The sequence below is a fragment of the Marivita sp. genome, from assembly GCF_051859345.1.
In the GTDB taxonomy this organism is placed as follows: Bacteria; Pseudomonadota; Alphaproteobacteria; order Rhodobacterales; family Rhodobacteraceae; genus Marivita.
In genome coordinates, this window is sequence record NZ_JBHYFV010000001.1 from 42,166 (window position 1) to 62,727 (window position 20,562).

Here is a 20,562-nt window from a genome sequence, read left to right on the forward strand (position 1 = left end):
GCAGGCCAAAGCCCCCCGCTCGATCAATCTGGAAACTGTCAAGGAAATCAGGACCGGCGGGGAAACCTACGCCTATCAATAAGCGGGCTGCATGAGCGTGCCCTGTTTCAAAACATCAATGAGGAAGAACATGACACATGAAACTGAAATAAACTCTCCGGTTGCCGCGCGTCCAAAGCGGGACAGAGATTTAAGCGACGCGCAACACAACGCCGTTCTTCTGTTTGGGCTACTGGAGGGCACTTTCTACCTCGACAACGAGGGCCAAGGGAATGCCATGACCGCAAGCTTGGAAGTCGCCATGCACATGGCTGAGCGTCTGGCTGATGAACTCGAAACCCTTGGGAGCGCGAAACATGCTTGATGCAATTCAGACTACCCGCCGCCGGATGCTCTTGGGCCTTGCAGCCGCATCGACCGCCGCCGCAACAGGGGCCAGCTCAGGGGGCCACACAGCAACGCTGGAAGACCCACAGCTATTGGAGCTTGGCGATGCCCTGCCGTCCGCCCTCAAAGACTTCAAGGACGCAGAAACGCGTGTGAAACAAATTGAGGAAACCTGGGGTGCGCAATGGCCAGTCCCCGACTCAGAAATTATTCGCTACGGTAGTGGCTGCAAAACCCACCGCGACATTCTCGGTCGTGGCGTAGAGATGCCGTGGGGGAAGAGCGGCGTCACGAGAGTCCACGACTTGGGAACACCCGAACACTTCGAGAAGAGCGCCGTTTGGAATTGGAAGGAATATGAGCGCTGCATGGGCCTCAAGAGCAAGCGCGGGTCCAGGGGTGCGAAGCTTTGGGCTGAACGTGACGAAGCAGCGATTGAACCTGCACGGGCCTACTGGTCAGAGGTAGAGCGAATAACCAAGGCGTCGGGTATTGAAGCGGCGCGGAAGGCAGAAGATGCTGCACTAGAAACTCTGAAGAAGCTTGTCGGGGAAATCATCCTATATCGTGAGCAAACAATCACGGGGCTGATTATCAAGGCGCAGGCCTTGCAGGCTTGGGGCGAAGTGCCGACAGCCTTTCAGCAGATCAATTCGGAATCCCCCAATTGGGGGGACGCGATTGCGTCAACCGTGATCCGCCAAACTCAAGGAGACGCATAATGGATCGCCGAACCTTTGTGACAACGGCCTCAATCTCTGCAGCAACGCCAAGCTTGGCAGGCGCAGGCTCAGGCTCAGGCTCAGGAGCAACGCCCGCCACTCTTGCTGCGCTGCGTGACTACAGGGCGGCTTTCAACGCCTATGACGCCGCTCCACAGGGCGAGGCTAAAGAGACCGCTTTTGAGGCGCTTCGGGCGAGAGAAGCGGCGTTTGTAACTTCTCCGACTGTGACGCGAGAGGACGTCGCTTTGAAGCTCGAGTTCGCTTTGGACGAAGGCTTGATCGGTCGAGAGTACTGGGGAGAACTGAAAGGCCTCGACGCTGCCATGTTCAAGAGCATGATTGGTGCCTTGCGAGGCGTCGCGGCATGACATGCGGCGTCTGCAATCCCCAAGTGTTCCGTCACTCACGTGGTACGCGTGTCTTTGGGTATGCAGTCTTCAAGACCAAGGGCGGCGCGTCTCGCGCCCGCCCGATCCCAAATCTGCATTACATGGGTGCTGAGACTGTGTTCACCGATCACGCAGCGGGCCACTTGCGAAACCGCCCTGGATACCAATTGCTGGCGAAGGTTCTACGAAAAGGCGACATGCTCATTCTGGACAGTATGCGAAGCCTTGGAAGCAAGCCCGGTTATCAAGAGCGAAATGCTGCACACATTGAGGCGCTTGACGTGCAGGTCATGGTACTTACGAAAGACGGCGAGGCGGATCATTTATTGGCCCCGCACATCTAAACCCATTTCAGCCCGACCGCTCAATTTCGGAGCGGTCGCTTTTCATCAAGGCATTTCACATGAGCTACCATTACGACATCAACCGCACCTGGTCCGACCAGTTCATTCCCGAAATTAAACGGATCGTGGGCGCAGAGCTTCTCAAGGTCGCGAGCAACACACTTGATCAGACGCAAGCGACCGACCTCGTGATGCTCGACGCGCAGGACATGCGCATTGCAGCTCGGGTTCGACGCCCTGGCTATGCAGAACGCTACCCGCACCAGTTTACGATCCGCTCCGGCCTTCCATCGGGTGCGCCGACAGAGCTGAACAAAATAGTCAACGGGTACGGGGATTTGATGTTCTATGGCCATTCTGACGAGTTCGGTCGGTTGGACAGTTGGTGGCTCATAGACCTTCGTGCGTTTCGGGCCGCGCTGATCCGGAGAGCGGACATCAGATACGGCACCCAGAAGAATTTCGACGGAACCTGCTTCACTTGGTTTGATGTGAGGTCGTTTCCCAATAATCCACCACTGGTATTGTTGGCATCACGCTGATCCGATGCATTCCCAGAAAGGTTGCGAAATTCCTGATTTCGTTCGTAATGTGGACGAACCGGAAATTGGACACCGAACCAAAAATTGGAATGTGAAGCCGTATCTTTCGCCCGCCGTGCAACGAGTGGTCGATCAAAGCCACCTCTCGTGTTCGCCGCCATGCCCACAGGTGACATGATCGAGGTATGGTTGAAGACTCCGGGGTTGCACGCTGGCATATCAGACGCTGCGCCCTCCCGCGAATGGATGGCGGCCCGTCTGGCCGAAGACTTGGGCCTGCCGTGCGCTCCACCGGTCCTTGTCATCCTCACTGATGAGTTCATCGACACTTTGTCCGATCATCAACTTGCTTCTGCCCTCAGAGACGGACCGAGCGTCGTCTACGGGGCGATGCACCTCGGACAGGGCTGGCGTCGATGGAGCGAAGCCAGCGCTATGCCACGGTCAATGCATCAAGTTCATGGGCAGACCTACCTGTTCGATACGATTATTCAGAACTGGGACAGACGTATAGCCAACCCCAACATCCTTAAAAAAGGTGATGAATTCCGAATTCTTGACCATGAGGAGTGCTTTGGTTCGGCAACTGCGCCTGCAGAGGATCGAGCGGTGATTTCTCTCCCTTGGCGAGCTGGCGGAATTGGGAATTATATCGCTGGTGATTATCAGCACCCGTTCTGGCGCAGGCTGAAGCCGAGCAAATACGTCGATTTCAATATCGCGGCGCAAGCTTGGAAAAGTCTACCTACGGACACATTTTCACTGTATGCCGACGAAGCGCCCGCCGAATGGGGGGCCGCATGCGACGACATCTCGTCTTATCTGACTTTGGCTGTTCAGCATATCGATGAGGTCGTTGCCGCAATCGAGGGAGCCCGGGAGTTATGAAGCGTAGCGCCTACACCTACACAGTTCTGCAATACCGCCATGACGTCTGGTCTGGCGAATGCTTGAACGTGGGCGTGCTCTTCTTCTGCCCCGCTTCTCAAAATGTTGAATTCAAGCATCGCAGCGGCGGCTCCCGGCTGAGCAATGCCTACCCTGGCATTGACCGCTCTGCTTTGCTGCAAGACCTGAGAGAAATGTCCACGTGGTTCGAGCGACGTGCTGCTCAGCCGTCAGACATGTGGATGTGGAAATCGGCACTCCACTTGGGACAGTCTCTCCTCGGCGACGACGACAGCAGCTTCCGCTGGAACCTCGATGGCAGCGGGACCACTGACGATCCCGGAAAGACCTTTGCTCAGCTTTTCGACCGTTTCGTGATGCAGTACGACGCTACGCCCGGCCGGATACCGAGAAGCGATGAGCAGGTTTTCGAAGCAATAAAAGGAAAGCTCAAGCGAGCCCAGTTGCTGAATCGCATGGAAAGCTACACCGTTCGGACCGAGTTTACAGAGGTCACCTTCGACCACTCCATCAAGAACGGAAAGTGGCACTGCGTCCAGGCGATTTCACTCGACTCCGCAGATGAGGAGCACATGCAGCGCAAAGCCGAGCGTTGGGCTGGCAAGTTGGTCGGTTTGCTTGAGGTGGAAACAGTTCCGCAAGTATACTTGGTGACCGGCAAGCCGACCGAATCCAAGTTGCAGCGGAAATATGAGAAGATGACCGAATGGCTGCGCCACAACCCCGCACACCCAGTCGTTATCGATGAAGATCAAAGCGAAGCACTGGTGCAACGGCTATCTATCCTAGGCCACGAAAACTAACGGCTGGGAAAACAGCCCGCCTAGCGGGCCTGACATCGCGCAACATCGCCACACGCAGTGAGTCTCCCGATCATCGATGAAGTGAGGCGGCATTGTCCCCCATATGTCCCCCAGACAACTAAATCGGCCATCCAACCTATGTCAATTACACCATAATCCATTGATTTAATTGGCGATCCCTGGAGGACTCGAACCCCCAACCTGCTGATTAGAAGTCAGCTGCTCTATCCAGTTGAGCTAAGGGACCGCTTGGGGGGTATTTGCCGCCTTTGCGGCCTCGGGGCAAGAGAGTGTCACACCGTTCGCGTCATAAAAACGCTTAACGGGTCGTCGATGTAGTTCCCGAAGGACGGGCAGTAGGTGAATCCGTGACGTTCATAAAGCCGCCGTGCCGGGGCGAAGGGGGGTTCTGATCCGGTTTCAAGGCTGATCCGGGTCATACCCAGTCCTTGCGCTTCGGACACGATCCGTTGCACCAGCGCGGAACCAACGCCAAGACCGCGGGCCTCGGCCCTGGTGTGCATGGATTTCAATTCGCCATGTCCCGCATCCATCGGTTTCAGCGCGGCGATCCCAAGCATGACATCTTCGTCGCGCAGGGCAAAAACATAGGCCCCGGCCGCAAAAAGCGCATCTGCGCTTAACACATGGCAGCTTTCCTCGGGGGATTGCGCGCGCATCATTTCGAAATGCCGGTTGACCAGATCCGCAACATCCCAGGTCGGAGCAACAACCGGGTCGATGCGGAAGGAACGTGACAATCGGGGCAAAGTTGTTTCCCTAGGCCGGTCGTCTTCAGATATCTAGCGTTCAATCAGCATCAGTGGGTCCAGGCGCCCTTGCGATCCACGGCAAAGTTTTCTGCATAGCCGCGCGCACGGATATTCGGTTTGCGCTTGTTCGGGGCGAACTGAACCACCTCGATGCCATGTTCCTTTGCATAGGCCTTGGCGGCGTCCAGCGTATCGAACTTGAGCCGAACCTGGCTTTGCGTGTCAGAGGACGAGGTCCAGCCCATCAGCGGATCAATCTCACGCGGGCTTTCCGGTGCAAATTCCAGAATCCATTGGCGTGTCTTCGCCATGCCGGAGGACATTGCAGTTTTCGATGGCTGGTAAATACGGGCTCGCATAGGTCTCACCTGTTCGAAGTGTGCCCCAGATATGGTCAAGAACGGCCCTGCACGCAAGCCGTCCAGGGGCATATTAGTGTCGCAGGTGCGCGGAAATTCAGTGCAAGCAGGGTATCATTTACCGTCAAGCCGCGGGGAGCGAGGGGTGGGTGTGTGCAGCCCGAAACCAAACGAGACCAACTGCTTGCTGCTTGAAGGTACCCATTTCATACAACTTTGGAAGGAAAAAAACGGGACGCGCCGGAAAGAGCTTTCCGTTGGGTAAGCCATTCAGGCGTGAACGCCTTAAAAACAAGCGGATTTTGCCCGTCAGGCAGAGTCTGCGACCAAGGTTGCAATTCTTGCAAAGACCCCCCATTTTGACGGTCTCCCATACGATCGCTTCTCTTCCCTGAACACGTCGATTCCGTCCGGTGACCCATGTCCGATATCCAGATTCTTCATTCCCCTGCCCCCGATGTCCGCACCCGAGAAAAGCTCGAAGGTGGAATTCCGTTTCGGATGCAGACCGAATTCAACGCAGCCGGGGACCAGCCGACGGCGATCAAGGAATTGACCGAAGGCGTCAGGGCCGGGGAGCGGGATCAGGTGCTTCTGGGCGCGACCGGCACCGGCAAGACCTTTACCATGGCCAAGGTGATCGAAGAAACCCAGCGCCCGGCGATCATCCTTGCTCCGAACAAGACTCTGGCGGCGCAGCTTTATGGCGAATTCAAAAGCTTCTTTCCCGACAATGCGGTCGAGTATTTTGTCAGCTTTTATGACTATTATCAGCCCGAAGCCTATGTCGCGCGGTCCGACACCTATATCGAGAAAGAATCCCAGATCAACGAACAGATCGACCGGATGCGCCACTCTGCGACGCGTGCGCTTCTGGAACGCGACGACGTGATCATCGTCGCCTCGGTGTCGTGCATTTACGGGATCGGTTCGGTGGAAACCTACGGGGCGATGACACTGGACCTGATCGTCGGGAAAAGCTACGATCAACGGGCCGTCATGGCCGACCTTGTGGCGCAGCAATACAAACGCAACGATCAGGCGTTTCAACGCGGGTCTTTCCGGGTGCGTGGCGACAGTCTCGAGATTTTTCCGGCCCACCTTGAAGACCGGGCCTGGAAGCTGTCCTTCTTTGGCGAAGAGCTTGAGGCGATTACCGAATTCGATCCGTTGACCGGTGAAAAGACCGGCAGCATGGACCGCATTCGCGTGTATGCGAATTCGCATTATGTCACGCCGAAACCAACGATGAATCAGGCGATGATCGAGATCAAGAAAGAGCTGCGCCAACGCCTTGATCAGCTTGTGAACGAAGGCAAGCTGCTGGAGGCACAGCGGTTGGAACAGCGCACCAATTTCGATCTGGAAATGCTGGAAGCAACCGGCGTCTGCAACGGGATCGAGAACTATTCACGTTATCTCACCGGACGCGCACCGGGGGAACCGCCGCCCACGCTGTTCGAATTCATCCCCGACAATGCGATTGTCTTTGCGGATGAATCGCACGTCTCGGTGCCGCAGATCGGCGGCATGTACAAAGGCGACTACCGGCGCAAGTTCACGCTGGCCGAACATGGGTTCCGATTGCCCTCGTGTATGGACAACCGGCCGCTCAAGTTCGAGGAATGGGATGCCATGCGCCCGCAATCGGTGTTTGTGTCGGCCACCCCGGCCAAGTGGGAAATCGAACAGACCGGCGGTGTGTTCACCGAACAGGTGATCCGGCCAACCGGCCTGATCGACCCGATGGTCGAAATCCGCCCGGTCGAGATGCAGGTGGATGATCTGCTGGACGAGATCCGCAAGGTTGCCGCAGATGGCTATCGCGTTCTGGTCACAACCCTGACCAAGCGGATGGCCGAGGATCTGACCGAATATCTGCACGAACAGGGAATCCGCGTGCGCTACATGCACTCGGACATCGACACGATCGAACGCATCGAAATCCTGCGCGACCTGCGATTGGGCGCGTTTGACGTGCTCATCGGAATCAACCTGCTGCGCGAGGGTCTCGATATTCCCGAATGTGGGTTGGTGGCGATTCTGGACGCTGACAAGGAAGGGTTCCTGCGCTCTGAAACCTCGTTGATCCAGACCATCGGCCGCGCCGCGCGCAACGCCGAGGGGCGCGTGATCATGTATGCCGACCGGATCACCGGGTCGATGGAACGCGCGCTTGGTGAAACCGACCGCCGCCGTGCCAAGCAGATCGCCTATAACGAAGAACACGGCATCACCCCGGCGACGATCAAGAAGAACGTCGATGACATTCTGCAAGGGCTTTACAAAGGTGACGTCGACATGAACCGCGTCACGGCCAAGGTCGACAAGAAGATGGCCGGGGCGAATTTGAAGGCCGTGCTGGACGGGCTGCGCACGGATATGCGCAAGGCGGCCGAGAACCTCGAGTTTGAAGAGGCCGCGCGGTTGCGCGATGAAGTGAAGCGGCTGGAAGCCGTTGATCTGGCCATTGCCGACGATCCGCTGGCGCGTCAATCAGCGGTCGAGGCGGCATCAGAGGCTGCCGTGAAGTCTTCGGGGCGGTCAACAGCCGGACGTCCGGGGCAACGCGGCGGGAATGTGAAGCGACGAAAGCGGTAGGTATGGACCGGGCGATTGTATGGGTGCGAAACGCCGCGCTGCTTTTCTTGGCAGTGATGGCTTACCTTTTTTTCGCCGCGCCCGGCTCACCGTTGCTCGTTCTTGCAGTTATGGGATTCTCGGCGTGTTTTTTCGCCGTTTTCGTTCTGCGTGTCTTTCGCTGGCTTGACGGACAATGAGTTGAAACTCGAATGGCTTCATCACTGCGACACGGTTCCGAGAGTACCCGCTTCATGTGCTCCCTATGCCTCACTGTTTCGTGTACAGTCGCATGTTTTAAGCGCTTGCCTTCCAGCAACAGGACGGCGGTATTCGGTATGTCAAATCACCAATCAAAGGTACTTTTCATGATGTTTCCGGTCCGCGCTGCGCTGGTCGCTCTCTGCCTCACCCCCGCTCTTGCGATGGCACAATCCGGGAAAGTCGATCATTCCGGGCACAGCATGCCTGCCGATGCGACACTGCCCGCATCGACACAAGCCTACATCGCCGTCAACGATGCGATGCACCGGGACATGGCGATCACCTTTACCGGCGATGCGGATGTGGATTTCCTGCTTGGCATGATCCCGCATCACGAAGGTGCGGTTGCAATGGCGCGGATCGTGCTTGAACACGGATCCGATCCCGAGACACGCAAACTGGCAGAAGAGATCATTGCCGCGCAAGAAACCGAGATTGCCTGGATGAAGGCCCGGCTCGCGGCACTTGGACAGTAGTCCGATACCGACGCTGCGGGAGCGCGAACCGATCGTTCCCCCACTTCCCTGTGAGGGACGTCTTGCCCGGTCAGATGAACGGCACAAACGGGACGCCGCAGGCGCTCAGGGCCATCAAACTGGCAATCGCAAACCACACTCGCATGACCACAGCTCCCTGATGTCGGTCGGACACTGAGATCCGACCTACTGGGGACTGGTTCAAAAGTCGAACAACTCTTCCAGAAATCCGCCGCGTTTCTTCTTTTTGCGGTATTCACCCTCGCCGTGATACCGGTCGTCCTGATACCCGCGCGCGGGTTCAGAGCGACCTGGCGGCGGTGGCGGCGCGGCGTACTCTGTGCTGCGCTCGATGATCTTGTCGAGTTCGCCGCGATCCAGCCATACACCCCGGCATTCGGGACAATAGTCGATTTCCACGCCAGAGCGTTCGGCAATGACAAGCGCGGTTCCGTCGATGGGACATTTCATGGTCGTCTCTCCTCTGATGGGTGCTGTTGAGGTAAGCAGTCCGCGTGAATTTTCATCCCCGTCTCGGCAGGTGGCATTGAAAGGCTGGCCTGTGGGCATTTGCACGCTATCTTCATCTCATGCGCCAAGTTGCCATTGCCCTGTTCTGTCTGGCCAGCCCCGCCGCCGCGTGGGATTTTACGCCTGTGCCGATTTGCACCCTGTTTCACCAGGACACCGACGTTGCGGTTGTGGTCACCTACAATCCGGATGGCGGCGAATATTCCATTCAGTTGTCGCGTGAGGGCGGCTGGCCTGAAGCGGGGGTGTTTTCGATGCGTTTCGAAGGGCCACAGGGCCTGACGATTTCCACCACGCGGCATGTGATCGAGGTAGAGGACACACGGACCTTGACGGTGCGGGATCGGGGATTCGGCAATGTGCTTAACGGGTTGAACTACAACACCCGCGCTGTGGCTGTGCTTGGTGATCTTGAGGTGCAAGTCTCGCTTGATGGGGCGGCACCGGCGGTTGAGGAGTTTCGCAACTGTCCATCGGATCAGTTGGTTCTGTACCATTCGGGGGCCACGTCGCGCCCGATCTGAAACCGCTCGTGGACGCAGGATCAGCTTTGCAATTTCGTTGCCGGCGGAAGCCTTGTCAGATAGCGTTCGCCTATGCGCCACCTGATCCCGATTTTCCTTCTGCTTGCGGCCTGTGCGACCCCTCAGGAGCGCTGTATCAACGATGCCGCCGCCCCCTATCGGGCCGCCTTGAAAGAGCGGGCCGAGATCGCCAAATCCCTGTCGCGCGGTTTTGACTATGTGACCGAATACGAAACCCGGCGCGTGTTTACCCGATGCAAGACACCGAAGGGCGGCTGGGTGCCGTGCTGGGATCGCGAGACCTATCCTGTGACCCGTCGCATCTCCGTTGACCGCGCCGTTCTTCAATCCCGCGACGCGCAGCTTGCCCGCGACCTTCCCGGCCTCGAACGCGCTGCGGAACGCGGGGCTGCCGCCTGTCTCAAGGCCTTGCCCGCAGAAGACGCCTGATCGTCTTGCCGGGTGGGGTCTGTGCAGCATAGAAGACCCCATGATCCGGCTTCCCATTGATGATATCCTGCCCGAACTCGTGGAGCACCTGCGGGCGCAGGGCCGCGCGGTTTTGCAGGCCCCGCCCGGTGCGGGCAAGACCACGCGCGTGCCGCTTGCGATGCTGGAGGCCGGGCTGACGGATCAGAAGATCGTCATGCTCGAACCGCGCCGCCTTGCCGCCCGCGCGGCCGCCGAACGGATGGCACAGACCCTGAACGAGACCGCAGGCCAAACCGTCGGATACCGCGTTCGCGGCGACACGAAGATCTCGAAGGCAACGCGTATCGAAGTGGTCACAGAAGGCATTCTGACGCGAATGATCCAAAGCGATCCCGAACTCGGCGGCATTGGCGCAATCATATTCGATGAATTCCACGAACGGTCCCTGAATGCCGATCTGGGCCTGGCCCTTTGCCTTGAAATCACCGGGGCGCTGCGCGCGGACCTAATCCTGCTGGCGATGTCTGCCACACTGGACGCGGGTCCTGTCGCCACATTGATGGAGGCCCCCATCGTCACCTCCGAGGGGCGAAGTTTCCCGGTCGACATGCGCTGGCTGGATCGGCCACTGGACAAGAACACCCGATTTGAGACTGCAATGGCGGACCTCATTCTACAGGCGTCCCACGAGACCGAAGGCGGAATCTTGGCCTTTCTGCCCGGTGAGGGTGAAATCCGGCGGGTTCAATCGGCGCTTGAGCGAAGTCTGCCCAAGACGTGCGCCGTGCGACCGTTGTTCGGGGCCATGCCTTTCAAGGCCCAGCAAGAGGCGATTCAACCCGAACCGTCGGGCCGCAAGGTTGTGCTGGCGACCTCGATTGCGGAAACCTCTTTGACGATCGAGGATATACGGGTGGTCGTGGATGGGGGCCGGGCCCGACGCGCGCGGTTTGATCCGGGGTCCGGCATGTCACGGCTGATCACCGAGAGGGTCACCAAGGCCGAGGCCACACAACGGGCCGGGCGTGGTGGCCGGGTTGCCGATGGTGTGGCTTACAAGCTTTGGACCAAAGGCGAAGATGGCGCGTTATCCGCCTTTCCACCCGCCGAAATCGAAGCAGCGGACCTTGCCGCGCTGGCGCTTGAGCTTGCTCTTTGGGGCGCGCATCCTGACGCGCTTCCGTTTTTGACACCCCCTCCAGGAGGGGCCTATTGCGAGGCCCAGGCACTGCTCCGGATGCTGGGCGCACTGGATTCGCAGAACCACATCACAGGGCATGGGCGCCATCTGGCAAGGTTGCCGCTGCATCCACGGCTGGCCCATATGGTGGGTCTTGCCGGTCCGAAGGCCGCGCCATTGGCAGCCCTGATGGCAGAGCGTGATCCGGTACAGGGCGGAGGCGTTGATCTGGGGCTGCGGATGGAAGCGCTGCACAATCCCGGAAAGTTCGCCGCGACCCGGCGCGCGACGCTCAATCGCGGTGTCTTGGAGCGCATTCGCAGTGAGGCGAAGCGGCTTGAACGTGCCGCGCCCCCCGTGCAGGCAAACCACCTTGGCACCGCCGAGATGGCCGCGCTGGCCTATCCCGACAGGATCGGTTTGCGCCGCAAAGGGGATGCGCCGCGGTATCAGCTGTCCGGAGGCAAAGGTGCGGTGATGGAGGACAGTGACGCGCTGGCAGGCGCGCGATTGATCGTGGCGACCGATCTGGACGGCAACCCGCGCGACGCCCGCATACGTCAGGCCGTTCAGATCACCGAAAGCGCGCTTCGCGACCTTTTCAGCGACCGGATCGTCTGGGTCGATCTGTGCGAATGGTCAAAGCGCGACCGCCGCGTCGTGTCGCGTCAGCAGGAAAAGCTGGACGCGATTGCGCTGGATGACCGGGTCTGGAAAGACGCTCCCCCCGAAGCCGTGGCGCAAGCGATGCTGGATGGGGTGCGGGATCTTGGTCTCACCCCTGCAATGACCGATGCGGCCCGGCGCTTTATCGCCCGCGTTGCCCTTGCACGGGACGCCGGGCAGGACCTGCCGGAGATGTCCGACACGGCGCTGCTGGCGACACTCGGCGACTGGTTGCTGCCCCATCTGCAAGGTGTGCGCAGTGCCGGAGACTGGAAACGTTTCGATTTGTTGCACCCCCTGCGCGCAAGGCTGGACTGGAACCAGATGCAGGCATTGGACCGTTTGGTGCCGGGCAGGTTCACCACACCTTTGGGCCGCGACATTCCGATTGACTACTCTGGTGAGCACCCCGAAATTTCCCTTCGCCTGCAAGAGATGTTCGGCCAGAAAACCCATCCCTGCGTGGGCAGGACGCCCCTTCGCGTGACTCTTCTGTCACCGGCGCGACGTCCGGTCCAGACGACATTGGATCTTCCCGGATTCTGGGAAGGATCCTATGCCGATGTGCGCAAAGACATGCGCGCGGCCTATCCCAAACATCCCTGGCCCGAAGACCCGACACAGGCCGACCCCACCCTGCGGGCCAAACCACGCGCGCGCTGACGGGTCTTGCCGCGTCGCGGGTTCCGACGTACATCCGGCCCATGCTTGATGATGCCGATGACATTCACCCGCTGTTCTACGGTGCGCCCAAGACCACCGAGTTCAAGAAACTGCGCAAGCGCATCGTGCAGAACGTGCGCGAGGCGATCGAGCAATATGGAATGGTGGGGCGTGACGGTGCCAAACCGCCGAAATGGCTTGTGTGCCTGTCTGGCGGCAAGGACAGTTACACGCTGCTTGCCGTGTTGCACGAACTCAAATGGCGCGGTTTGCTCCCGGTAGAGCTTTTGGCGTGCAATCTGGATCAGGGGCAGCCCGGCTTCCCGGCAACGGTTCTACCTGAATTCCTTGAAAAAATGGGCGTTCCGCACCGGATCGAATATCAGGACACCTATTCGATTGTGGTTGATAAAGTGCCTCAGGGCCGCACATATTGTGCGCTTTGCTCCCGGCTGCGACGCGGCAACCTTTACCGGATCGCCCGCGAGGAAAACTGCACGGCGGTTGTGCTGGGCCATCATCGCGATGACATTCTCGAGACGTTCTTCATGAACCTGTTCCACGGTGGCCGCCTGGCGACGATGCCGCCGAAACTGGTCAATGAAGAGGGGGATCTGTTTGTCTATCGTCCTCTGGCGCATGTGGCCGAGGCCGATTGCGAGAAGTTTGCGCGATCCATGACCTATCCGATCATTCCCTGTGACCTTTGCGGCAGCCAGGACGGGCTGCAGCGTCAACAGGTCAAGGCGATCCTGGATGGCTGGGAAAAGAACAGCCCCGGTCGACGTCAGATCATGTTTCGGGCGTTGACCAATGCGCGCCCCTCACATCTTTTGGACAGTGATCTATTTGATTTCAAAGGGCTTATGGCCAACACGGGCGACAATAGCGACAATTCGCCGGACATTCCAAAGCCGCGTTAAACCGCAGGTTACCAATACATCCCCATTCTGCCCGAAATGATTTCGGGGCTAGAACGGGATGCGACCACAGTTTGATATCAAGACCCTGACGGTGATGCTGCGTCGGTGCCTGCATGGGCCACAGATGCTGGCGTTTCTGCCTGCGCTATGCCTCTGCGCCTATTGGGCAGCCGGTGAGGTTCTATTGGTGCTGTGCGCCCTTGCGACGCCGTTGATCTATGCCTTGACGGGTGGTTTTGGCCAATTGGCTGCAATACGCGAATTTGACCCAAGACCCCGCCCGTCACTCGACATCATCGCGCAGCAATTCCTTGAGATCGCGCAACACAACGGACAAACAACAGCCTGTTTTCAAATCGAAATTGGCGGTCTTGACGATATCCTGCGCACTTTGGGCAGGTCCGCTGCGGATGAGGCCAGACATGTGCTAGAGGCGCGGATGGTGTCGACCCTGCGGGAGGCAGACCATGTGACTCAGACGGGGGACACACGGTTCACCGTATTGATCGCGCCGGGATTCCGGCTCAAGCTCGACAACCTACTGGATCTGGGCAAACGGCTGCGTCACGCGGCAGAAGAACCACTCTCTGTTTCGGGGACCACGCAATATGTGTCCTTGTGCATCGGGATCGCGTCATCGCTCAATTTCGGGCGCAACGTGACAGCACGAACATGGCTTGTATCGGCGACACAAGCCCTGGATGATGCAATCGACACCGGCGTATCAGCAACAAGGGTCTGGTCAGACAAGCTGTCCCGGAAACATCAAATTCGCCGGGATCTGCAGAACGACGTGGTTTCGGCGCTGGATGCGGGACATGTTCAGGCGTTTTTTCAACCGCAGGTCAACGTCAGAACGGGTGACATTACCGGGATGGAGGCGCTTGCCCGGTGGGACCACCCCACACGCGGAATGATCCCGGCGTCGGGATTTCTTAAAGCGATCGAAGACAGCGGCCAAATGCAGCGTCTTGGGAAAACCATTCTTTCGCAGGCGCTTGTCGCGCTTCAGGCATGGGATGCCGCGGGTTTTGACATACCCACAGTCAGTGTCAATTTTTCCGACGGCGAGCTGCGAAACCCTGATATGCCGGATCACATCAAATCGGAACTTGATCGCCTCGGCATTCCGACGCATCGGCTGGTGATCGAGGTCAGGGAAAGCGTTGTTGCCAATGGAACTGACGACATTGCGCGCCGCACTCTGGTATCACTGGCCGAGACCGGTTGCCGCATCGACCTTGATAATTTTGGCCAGGGGTCATTGCCATTGGCGCAGCTGCAGCAGTTTCCGATCCAGCGTGTCAAGATCGACAAGAGCATGGTCAGAGGCGCCGATATATCCGAGGCCAAGCGGCGCATGCTGGGCGCTATTCTTGGGGTGACCGAACGGTTGGACCTACAGGCCCTTGGCGAGGGGGTAGAGACAGTTGGCGAACATGGCGTATTGCGCGAACTCGGTTGCGCATTTGCACAGGGATTCCTGTTCAAAGAACCCGCATCCGCGTCTGACATCGCGCAATGGCTTGCCAAAGAACAAGCCCGCGACGACCCAACGCATGCTGCGCATCTTCGGCGGGTGAAATAGGCCCGTCAAGCAGGCCCCGCAGTTGATCAAATCCTGCTGAAGAAATGCCGCACCGGCCAGTCTTGCCTGTGAATCCGCTTGACCTTCAGGCACAGTGCCTGTTGAACGCAGCGGTAATCCAAAAACCACAGGCGGCGGTCCCTTATGGACGATCAAAACAAGAACCTTCTAATCGCGACAGCGCTCAGCTTTGCGGTCATTCTGGGGTGGTTTGTTTTGTTCCCCCCCCCAGATCCGGCTCTTGATCCCGAGACGGCCCTGCCCCCTGCGAGCGAAACTGCGACGCCGTCGGTTGCGACCACCCCCGAGGCGGCACCGGCAGACGCCTCGACTGCCACGCAAACCGGTCCAACCGCGGTTGCCGATGCGCCACGCGTGGCGATCGAGACAGACCGTTTGGTGGGATCAATCTCGCTGGCCGGCGGGCGCATTGATGACCTGTCACTCAAGGACTATCAGGTGAGCATCGAGCCGGAGGCAGATATCGTACATCTGCTCAACCCTGTCGGTTCTGCCAGCCCGTATTACGCGCTGTTCGGGTGGGCACCGGGCGGCGGCCTGACGATCGACGAAGTGCCCAGCGTCCTCACTGATTGGACACTGGAAAGTGGTGAAACGCTGACCGCCGACACACCGATCACATTGCGCTGGGACAGCCCGACCGGGACCATCTTCCGGCGCACGATTGAAGTTGACGAAGACTTCATGTTCACCGTCACCCAATCGGTTCAGAACGCAAGCGATACAGCCATGTCGATTGCGCCCTACGGCCTGATCGCGCGGCATGGCGAACCTGCGAACCTCAAGAATTTCTTCATCCTGCATGAAGGCGTGGTCGCAATGGCCGACGGCACATTGGCCGAAATCAATTATGACGACATGACCGAATTCGCCGTGGTCGCTTCCGAAGGCGCAAGGGCCGAAGTGACCCAGGTCACACAGAATGGCTGGATCGGGTTCACCGATCACTACTGGATGACCACCGTCATTCCCGAAAACGGCACGCCGTTCCGTCAGGTTGCTAAATACAATGACGCCAGCAATATCTATCAGACCGAGGCCGTTCAGCCGACTGTCACCATTGCGCCCGGCGAAACGCGCGAGGTGTCGACACAGCTGTTTGCCGGTGCGAAGGAGTGGGAGACCATCCGCGATTACCAGGAGGCCGGTGTTGACCGTTTCATCGACTCGATCGACTGGGGCTGGTTCTTTTTCCTGACGAAGCCGATTTTCTGGCTGCTGCACCACCTCAATGTGCTGATCGGCAACATGGGCTGGGCCATCATCTGCCTGACGCTGATCATCAAGGCGACGTTGTTCCCGCTGGCGTATAAATCCTACGTCTCGATGGCGAAGATGAAAGAACTTCAGCCCGAGATGGAGAAGATCAAGGAACGCGCTGGCGATGACCGCCAGAAGCTCCAGCAAGAGATGATGGAGATGTACAAGAAGGAAAAGGTGAACCCGGCATCCGGATGTTTGCCGATCCTGTTGCAGATCCCGATCTTCTTTTCGCTCTACAAGGTGATCTTTGTCACGATGGAGCTGCGGCATGCCAATTGGCTTGGCCCGTTCAGGGACCTTTCGGCACCGGATCCGACCTCGATTTTCAACCTGTTCGGTGTTCTGCCCTGGGCTGCGCCCGAGCCGGGAACGATCCTCGCGTTGGTCTTTATCGGCATTCTGCCGCTGCTTCTTGGTATTTCGATGTGGCTTCAGCAGAAGCTGAATCCCGCGCCCACGGATGCCACGCAGGCGATGATCTTTGCCTGGATGCCATGGGTCTTCATGTTCATGCTGGGTGGGTTCGCCAGTGGTCTTGTCGTGTACTGGATCGCCAACAACACGATCACGTTTACCCAACAATACCTGATCATGCGGACGCAGGGGTATAAACCGGACGTTTTCGGCAACATCAAATCAAGCGTCAAACGCGGCCCGAAAACGGACAAGAAATGACCGCGACAGTCACCGAGATATGGCGGCACCCGATCAAGAGTCATGGTCGGGAACCGCTGGAATCGGTGACTTTAGAGGCCGGCAAGGCGCTTCCGTTGGACCGGCTTTGGGCCGTGGCGCATGAGCGTGCTGCGGTGGTAGACGGGTCCGTCTGGGCCAGTTGCGGCCATTTTTGCCGGGTTGCGAAAATTCCGGCGCTGATGGCGATTACGACAGAGCATGACGGTGCAACGGGGCGCATGACGCTTCATCACCCGGATCAGGAGTCGCTTGTGTTTGATCCGGACACCGATGGCGACATCTTTGTGGCCTGGGTAAAACGGCTGGTTCCAGAGGATACGCTTCAACCTGTACGCCTTGTGCGGGCCCAGACCCAGGCTTTTACCGACAGTGCCTTTCCCAGTGTCACGCTGTGCAATCACGCCTCGCACCGCGCGGTCGAGCAGCGCGCGGGCCGACCGCTTTCGCATCTGCGGTGGCGCGGAAATATCTGGATCGATGGGCTTGCCCCATGGGAAGAATTCGATTGGAACGACCGAGAGGTGCGGATTGGCAAGGCGGTTCTGCGTGTCCGCGAACGCACGGATCGGTGCAAATCGACCCACAGCACTCCGGACACCGGCACACGCGACGCCGATGTTCTTGGGGCGCTGGACAGCTGGGGTCATCAGGATTTTTCGGTGCGTGCCGAAGTAATCCAGGGTGGTCCCGTTACACTTGGCGATGAGGTGGCCCGTGTCTGAGATGCAGCTTCCATTCCCGCTGGCGGAAGAGCCGGACGACATGACCCGCGAGGCTGGGCGCAAGCTTTTTGCGGGTGAGGTTGAATTCCTCAAAGGTGTGGTTGCCATGTCGGGACTGCCCGCAGATGACCGGATCGAGGTGTGTTTTGCCGGGCGCTCCAATGTCGGGAAATCGTCGCTGATCAACGCGGTGACGGGTCGCAAGGCGCTGGCGCGGGCGTCGAACACGCCTGGGCGGACGCAAGAGATCAACTATTTCACGCTGGGCGATGAACGGTATGTTGTCGATCTGCCGGGCTATGGCTTTGCCAATGCACCCGTCCAGGTTGTCGAGAAATGGCAGGCCCTTCTCAAACAGTACCTTTCCGGGCGGGCCAGCCTTCGGCGCGCCTTTGTGCTGGTGGACAGCCGGCATGGGGTCAAACCGGTCGATGAAGAGATCATGACGCTTCTGGACAAAAGCGCCGTGACGTTCCAGGTCGTTTTGACCAAGGCGGACAAGATCAAGCCGGCGCAATACGACAGTCTTTTGCAACAGGTGCGCGGCAAGCTTGCCAAACATCCGGCGGCCTATCCCGAGCTTGTGCTGACGAGCAGCGAAAAGGGCGATGGAATTGCCACGCTGCGCAGCATTATCGTCGGGATCAGCTAGGTCCAACCGCGCAAAACGGCTTGCCTCGGGCACGGGCTTGTCGCACACAAGGCCATGGTCAGGCCGCGCTCTGGCAAGGAACGCACAAGTATGAAATCCCGAGATATGCACAACGACTGGATCGCCACAGCCCGCACATTGTCCGAAGCTCTGCCCTACATGCAGCGCTATGCGGGTGCGATTGTCGTGGTCAAATTCGGCGGCAACGCGATGGGTGATGACGATGCGATGGCAGAGTTTGCCCGCGACATCGTCCTGATGCGGCAGGTCGGGATCAACCCGGTTGTGGTGCATGGCGGCGGGCCGATGATCAATGAAATGCTGACGCGGCTTGGCATCAAATCCGAATTTGTGCGCGGCAAACGCGTGACGGACAAGGAAACGGTTCAGGTGGTCGAGATGGTGCTGACCGGACTGGTCAACAAGCGCATCGTGCAGGCGATCATGGACGAAGGTGGGCGTGCAGTGGGTCTGTCGGGCAAAGATGATGATCTGATGGTCTGTGAAGCCGATGATCCCGAACTGGGGTTTGTCGGACGCCCGGTCGAGATGAATCCGCAGGTTCTGCGCGATCTGTTCGATGCTGGAATCATCCCTGTTGTGGCGCCCGTGGCGACCGGTATGAACCCCAACGAGACCTTCAACGTGAACGGTGATACCGCTGCCGGTGCGGTTGCGGGTGCGCTGAAGGCGGATCGGTTGTTGCTGTTGACGGATGTCAGTGGCGTGAAAGATGCCAGCGGCAGCGTGATGACCGCCATGACCCCGGATGAGGTGAAGACGATGATCGCAGACGGCACCATTGCCGGCGGTATGATCCCGAAAACGGAAACCGCCCTGAAGGCCATCGAAGAGGGTGTGCGCGCTGTTGTGATCCTTGACGGGCGCGTGCCGAATGCGTGCCTGCTGGAACTGTTCACAGAGCATGGCGCCGGGTCTCTGATCCGCCCGATCCGGTGACGCTTTCCGAACTGGACGGTGCGGCGCGAAAGACGGGTCTAGCCATAAGGGGCGCGTTTCATCCGGAGCCCGGAGATGCGGCCCCGGACGGCACTGGCACTCTTGTCCTGCTGGGGCCGGATGAACCGTCGTTCTGGCCGGTCTTTACTGCCGCGCCGGAATATCAGGATGGGCTGGCCCACCCGTTGGATCGCTGGTCCAAGCGCGCGATGGCGTCTTTGGCTGCTCTTTTGGATGGCACGGCGATCTTTCCATATGACGGCCCACCCTATGCGCCGTTCCTGCGATGGGCAGAGCGCAGTGGCGCAAGCTGGTCCTCGCCGGTGGGATTGCTGGTGCATGACGCTGCGGGCCTGTTCATCAGCTTCAGGGCGGCTCTTGCGATCCCTGAGCGGCTAGCAGTGCCCCTGCCCCCGGCCAATCCCTGCCCAAGCTGTGACGCGCAGCCGTGCAGGACGGCCTGTCCGGTTGGTGCGCTTGCGCCGGGCAAAGCCTATGATGTGCCGGCCTGTGTTGCGCATCTGAACGGTCCGGAGGGTGTGGACTGCCGGCAAGGATGCCTGGTACGCCGGGCCTGTCCTGTCTCGCAACGGTTTGGGCGGTTGCCGGAACAATCCGCTTTCCACATGCGCGCATTTTTGGGACAGTGATCACAGACCAAGGAAAGGCCCGGAGCCCATGAAACGATTGATCCTCATGCGGCATGCGAAGTCGGACTGGTCGGCCAGCGGGGATGATCATGACCGCCCGCTGAACAAGCGCGGCAGGGCCAGCGCCCCGGCCATGGGGCAATGGCTGAAGGATCAGGGTTGGCTGCCTGACGAGGTACTGTGCTCCACAGCCACACGCACGCGCCAGACGCTTGATCTGCTTGGGCTGCCGGACCTGCCTACGCGGTTCGAACGGCCGCTGTATCTGGCCGAGCCAGACGGTATGGTCACCATTCTCAAGACTGCCACGGCGGATACGGTGTTGTTGCTTGGGCATAATTTCGGCATCGCCGAGTGTGCGCATCAATTGGTGTCAGAATGGCCCGAGCATCCCCGCTTCATGGACTATCCCACCTGCGCGACAAGCCTGATATCGTTTGACGTCGACACATGGGAAGATCTGCACCCCGGAACGGGTCATTGCGAGGCCTTTTCAATTCCGCGCGACGCCATGGCTGCGGACTCTTCGGACTGATCCTT

The 20,562-nt window shown here is 59.0% G+C and carries 22 protein-coding genes and 1 tRNA gene; 19 read left to right on the forward strand and 4 right to left on the reverse strand.

Annotated elements, in window-relative coordinates; genetic code table 11:
* Nucleotides 1-130 precede the first annotated feature (130 nt).
* From ACTIEN_RS00230 to ACTIEN_RS00255, 6 genes are all read left to right on the forward strand, one after another.
* Entirely contained in the window at nt 131-364 is a 234-nt protein-coding gene (locus tag ACTIEN_RS00230; protein ID WP_439521088.1) for a hypothetical protein, read from the forward strand.
* Entirely contained in the window at nt 357-1,109 is a 753-nt protein-coding gene (locus tag ACTIEN_RS00235; protein ID WP_439521089.1) for a hypothetical protein, read from the forward strand. Before ACTIEN_RS00230 ends, ACTIEN_RS00235 begins: the two co-directional genes overlap by 8 nt.
* A complete protein-coding gene (locus ACTIEN_RS00240; protein WP_439521090.1) occupies nt 1,109-1,480 on the forward strand; it encodes a hypothetical protein in 372 nt (123 codons plus the stop codon). The genes ACTIEN_RS00235 and ACTIEN_RS00240 overlap by 1 nt, the downstream gene beginning before the upstream one ends.
* A 424-nt stretch (nt 1,481-1,904) precedes the next feature.
* Nucleotides 1,905-2,387, forward strand: a complete 483-nt coding sequence (locus ACTIEN_RS00245; protein ID WP_439521091.1) for a hypothetical protein — start codon at nt 1,905-1,907, stop codon at nt 2,385-2,387.
* Nucleotides 2,388-2,534: 147 nt separating this feature from the next.
* The gene (locus tag ACTIEN_RS00250; RefSeq protein WP_439521092.1) at nt 2,535-3,275 is read left to right on the forward strand and encodes a HipA family kinase; all 741 of its coding nucleotides are present in this window, start codon (nt 2,535-2,537) and stop codon (nt 3,273-3,275) included.
* The gene (locus ACTIEN_RS00255; protein WP_439521093.1) at nt 3,272-4,099 is read left to right on the forward strand and encodes a DUF3037 domain-containing protein; all 828 of its coding nucleotides are present in this window, start codon (nt 3,272-3,274) and stop codon (nt 4,097-4,099) included. The genes ACTIEN_RS00250 and ACTIEN_RS00255 overlap by 4 nt, the downstream gene beginning before the upstream one ends.
* Nucleotides 4,100-4,269: 170 nt before the next feature.
* On the opposite strand, the gene ACTIEN_RS00260 is transcribed toward ACTIEN_RS00255, so the two are convergent.
* The 3 genes from ACTIEN_RS00260 to ACTIEN_RS00270 form a co-directional block, all read right to left on the reverse strand.
* Nucleotides 4,270-4,346, reverse strand: a tRNA-Arg gene (locus tag ACTIEN_RS00260).
* A 46-nt stretch (nt 4,347-4,392) separates the two neighbouring features.
* The gene (locus tag ACTIEN_RS00265) at nt 4,393-4,869 is read right to left on the reverse strand and encodes a GNAT family N-acetyltransferase (protein ID WP_439521094.1); all 477 of its coding nucleotides are present in this window, start codon (nt 4,867-4,869) and stop codon (nt 4,393-4,395) included.
* Nucleotides 4,870-4,919: 50 nt separating this feature from the next.
* Nucleotides 4,920-5,231: an ETC complex I subunit gene (locus ACTIEN_RS00270; protein WP_439521095.1), complete on the reverse strand. Its 312-nt coding sequence runs from the start codon at nt 5,229-5,231 to the stop codon at nt 4,920-4,922.
* A 420-nt stretch (nt 5,232-5,651) separates the two neighbouring features.
* Between ACTIEN_RS00270 and uvrB the strand changes: the two genes are divergently transcribed.
* Together uvrB and copM are read left to right on the forward strand one after the other, a co-directional pair.
* Nucleotides 5,652-7,832 (forward strand): excinuclease ABC subunit UvrB, encoded by a 2,181-nt coding sequence (gene uvrB, locus ACTIEN_RS00275; RefSeq protein WP_439521096.1) that lies wholly within the window; start codon nt 5,652-5,654, stop codon nt 7,830-7,832.
* Nucleotides 7,833-8,179: 347 nt separating this feature from the next.
* On the forward strand, nt 8,180-8,551 hold the full coding sequence (copM, locus tag ACTIEN_RS00280; protein ID WP_439521097.1) for a CopM family metallochaperone: 372 nt from the start codon (nt 8,180-8,182) through the stop codon (nt 8,549-8,551).
* A gap of 201 nt (nt 8,552-8,752) precedes the next feature.
* Here the strand turns inward: copM and ACTIEN_RS00285 are convergent, their stop codons facing one another.
* Entirely contained in the window at nt 8,753-9,022 is a 270-nt protein-coding gene (locus ACTIEN_RS00285) for a zf-TFIIB domain-containing protein (RefSeq protein ID WP_439521098.1), read from the reverse strand.
* 119 nt (nt 9,023-9,141) lie between these two features.
* On the opposite strand from ACTIEN_RS00285, the gene ACTIEN_RS00290 reads away from it, so the two are divergent.
* From ACTIEN_RS00290 to ACTIEN_RS00340, 11 genes are all read left to right on the forward strand, one after another.
* Complete coding sequence (locus ACTIEN_RS00290; RefSeq protein WP_439521099.1) at nt 9,142-9,606, forward strand: excinuclease ABC subunit B; 465 nt, start codon at nt 9,142-9,144, stop codon at nt 9,604-9,606.
* Nucleotides 9,607-9,678: 72 nt separating this feature from the next.
* Nucleotides 9,679-10,056 (forward strand): excinuclease ABC subunit B, encoded by a 378-nt coding sequence (locus ACTIEN_RS00295; protein ID WP_439521100.1) that lies wholly within the window; start codon nt 9,679-9,681, stop codon nt 10,054-10,056.
* A 40-nt stretch (nt 10,057-10,096) separates the two neighbouring features.
* Nucleotides 10,097-12,547 (forward strand): ATP-dependent helicase HrpB, encoded by a 2,451-nt coding sequence (gene hrpB, locus ACTIEN_RS00300; protein ID WP_439521101.1) that lies wholly within the window; start codon nt 10,097-10,099, stop codon nt 12,545-12,547.
* Nucleotides 12,548-12,588: 41 nt separating this feature from the next.
* Nucleotides 12,589-13,470: a tRNA 2-thiocytidine(32) synthetase TtcA gene (gene ttcA / locus ACTIEN_RS00305; protein ID WP_439521102.1), complete on the forward strand. Its 882-nt coding sequence runs from the start codon at nt 12,589-12,591 to the stop codon at nt 13,468-13,470.
* 58 nt (nt 13,471-13,528) lie between these two features.
* Nucleotides 13,529-15,058: an EAL domain-containing protein gene (locus tag ACTIEN_RS00310; protein WP_439521103.1), complete on the forward strand. Its 1,530-nt coding sequence runs from the start codon at nt 13,529-13,531 to the stop codon at nt 15,056-15,058.
* A 144-nt stretch (nt 15,059-15,202) separates the two neighbouring features.
* Complete coding sequence (gene yidC, locus ACTIEN_RS00315; protein ID WP_439521104.1) at nt 15,203-17,017, forward strand: membrane protein insertase YidC; 1,815 nt, start codon at nt 15,203-15,205, stop codon at nt 17,015-17,017.
* Nucleotides 17,014-17,760: an MOSC domain-containing protein gene (locus ACTIEN_RS00320; RefSeq protein WP_439521105.1), complete on the forward strand. Its 747-nt coding sequence runs from the start codon at nt 17,014-17,016 to the stop codon at nt 17,758-17,760. The genes yidC and ACTIEN_RS00320 overlap by 4 nt, the downstream gene beginning before the upstream one ends.
* 1 nt (nt 17,761) lies before the next feature.
* Nucleotides 17,762-18,412, forward strand: a complete 651-nt coding sequence (gene yihA / locus ACTIEN_RS00325; RefSeq protein ID WP_439521330.1) for a ribosome biogenesis GTP-binding protein YihA/YsxC — start codon at nt 17,762-17,764, stop codon at nt 18,410-18,412.
* A gap of 105 nt (nt 18,413-18,517) precedes the next feature.
* Nucleotides 18,518-19,372 carry an acetylglutamate kinase gene (gene argB, locus ACTIEN_RS00330; protein WP_439521331.1) on the forward strand — a complete coding sequence of 285 codons (855 nt, stop codon included), beginning with the start codon at nt 18,518-18,520 and terminating at the stop codon, nt 19,370-19,372.
* Nucleotides 19,369-20,022: a ferredoxin gene (locus tag ACTIEN_RS00335; RefSeq protein ID WP_439521106.1), complete on the forward strand. Its 654-nt coding sequence runs from the start codon at nt 19,369-19,371 to the stop codon at nt 20,020-20,022. The genes argB and ACTIEN_RS00335 overlap by 4 nt, the downstream gene beginning before the upstream one ends.
* A 28-nt stretch (nt 20,023-20,050) precedes the next feature.
* A complete protein-coding gene (locus tag ACTIEN_RS00340) occupies nt 20,051-20,557 on the forward strand; it encodes a SixA phosphatase family protein (protein WP_439521107.1) in 507 nt (168 codons plus the stop codon).
* The last annotated feature ends 5 nt before the right edge of the window (nt 20,558-20,562 follow it).

Bases quoted from the DNA above. Each gene is read 5' to 3' on its own strand.
- uvrB (WP_439521096.1), top strand. From the start codon at position 5,652: ATGTCCGATATCCAGATTCTTCATTCCCCTGCCCCCGATGTCCGCACC.
- ACTIEN_RS00290 (WP_439521099.1), top strand. From the start codon at position 9,142: ATGCGCCAAGTTGCCATTGCCCTGTTCTGTCTGGCCAGCCCCGCCGCC.
- copM (WP_439521097.1), top strand. From the start codon at position 8,180: ATGATGTTTCCGGTCCGCGCTGCGCTGGTCGCTCTCTGCCTCACCCCC.
- ACTIEN_RS00240 (WP_439521090.1), top strand. From the start codon at position 1,109: ATGGATCGCCGAACCTTTGTGACAACGGCCTCAATCTCTGCAGCAACG.
- ACTIEN_RS00255 (WP_439521093.1), top strand. From the start codon at position 3,272: ATGAAGCGTAGCGCCTACACCTACACAGTTCTGCAATACCGCCATGAC.
- ACTIEN_RS00310 (WP_439521103.1), top strand. From the start codon at position 13,529: ATGCGACCACAGTTTGATATCAAGACCCTGACGGTGATGCTGCGTCGG.
- hrpB (WP_439521101.1), top strand. From the start codon at position 10,097: ATGATCCGGCTTCCCATTGATGATATCCTGCCCGAACTCGTGGAGCAC.
- ACTIEN_RS00230 (WP_439521088.1), top strand. From the start codon at position 131: ATGACACATGAAACTGAAATAAACTCTCCGGTTGCCGCGCGTCCAAAG.
- ACTIEN_RS00235 (WP_439521089.1), top strand. From the start codon at position 357: ATGCTTGATGCAATTCAGACTACCCGCCGCCGGATGCTCTTGGGCCTT.
- argB (WP_439521331.1), top strand. From the start codon at position 18,518: ATGCACAACGACTGGATCGCCACAGCCCGCACATTGTCCGAAGCTCTG.
- ACTIEN_RS00295 (WP_439521100.1), top strand. From the start codon at position 9,679: ATGCGCCACCTGATCCCGATTTTCCTTCTGCTTGCGGCCTGTGCGACC.
- ACTIEN_RS00340 (WP_439521107.1), top strand. From the start codon at position 20,051: ATGAAACGATTGATCCTCATGCGGCATGCGAAGTCGGACTGGTCGGCC.
- ACTIEN_RS00320 (WP_439521105.1), top strand. From the start codon at position 17,014: ATGACCGCGACAGTCACCGAGATATGGCGGCACCCGATCAAGAGTCAT.
- ACTIEN_RS00270 (WP_439521095.1), bottom strand. From the start codon at position 5,231: ATGCGAGCCCGTATTTACCAGCCATCGAAAACTGCAATGTCCTCCGGC.
- ttcA (WP_439521102.1), top strand. From the start codon at position 12,589: ATGCTTGATGATGCCGATGACATTCACCCGCTGTTCTACGGTGCGCCC.
- yidC (WP_439521104.1), top strand. From the start codon at position 15,203: ATGGACGATCAAAACAAGAACCTTCTAATCGCGACAGCGCTCAGCTTT.
- ACTIEN_RS00285 (WP_439521098.1), bottom strand. From the start codon at position 9,022: ATGAAATGTCCCATCGACGGAACCGCGCTTGTCATTGCCGAACGCTCT.
- yihA (WP_439521330.1), top strand. From the start codon at position 17,762: ATGCAGCTTCCATTCCCGCTGGCGGAAGAGCCGGACGACATGACCCGC.
- ACTIEN_RS00245 (WP_439521091.1), top strand. From the start codon at position 1,905: ATGAGCTACCATTACGACATCAACCGCACCTGGTCCGACCAGTTCATT.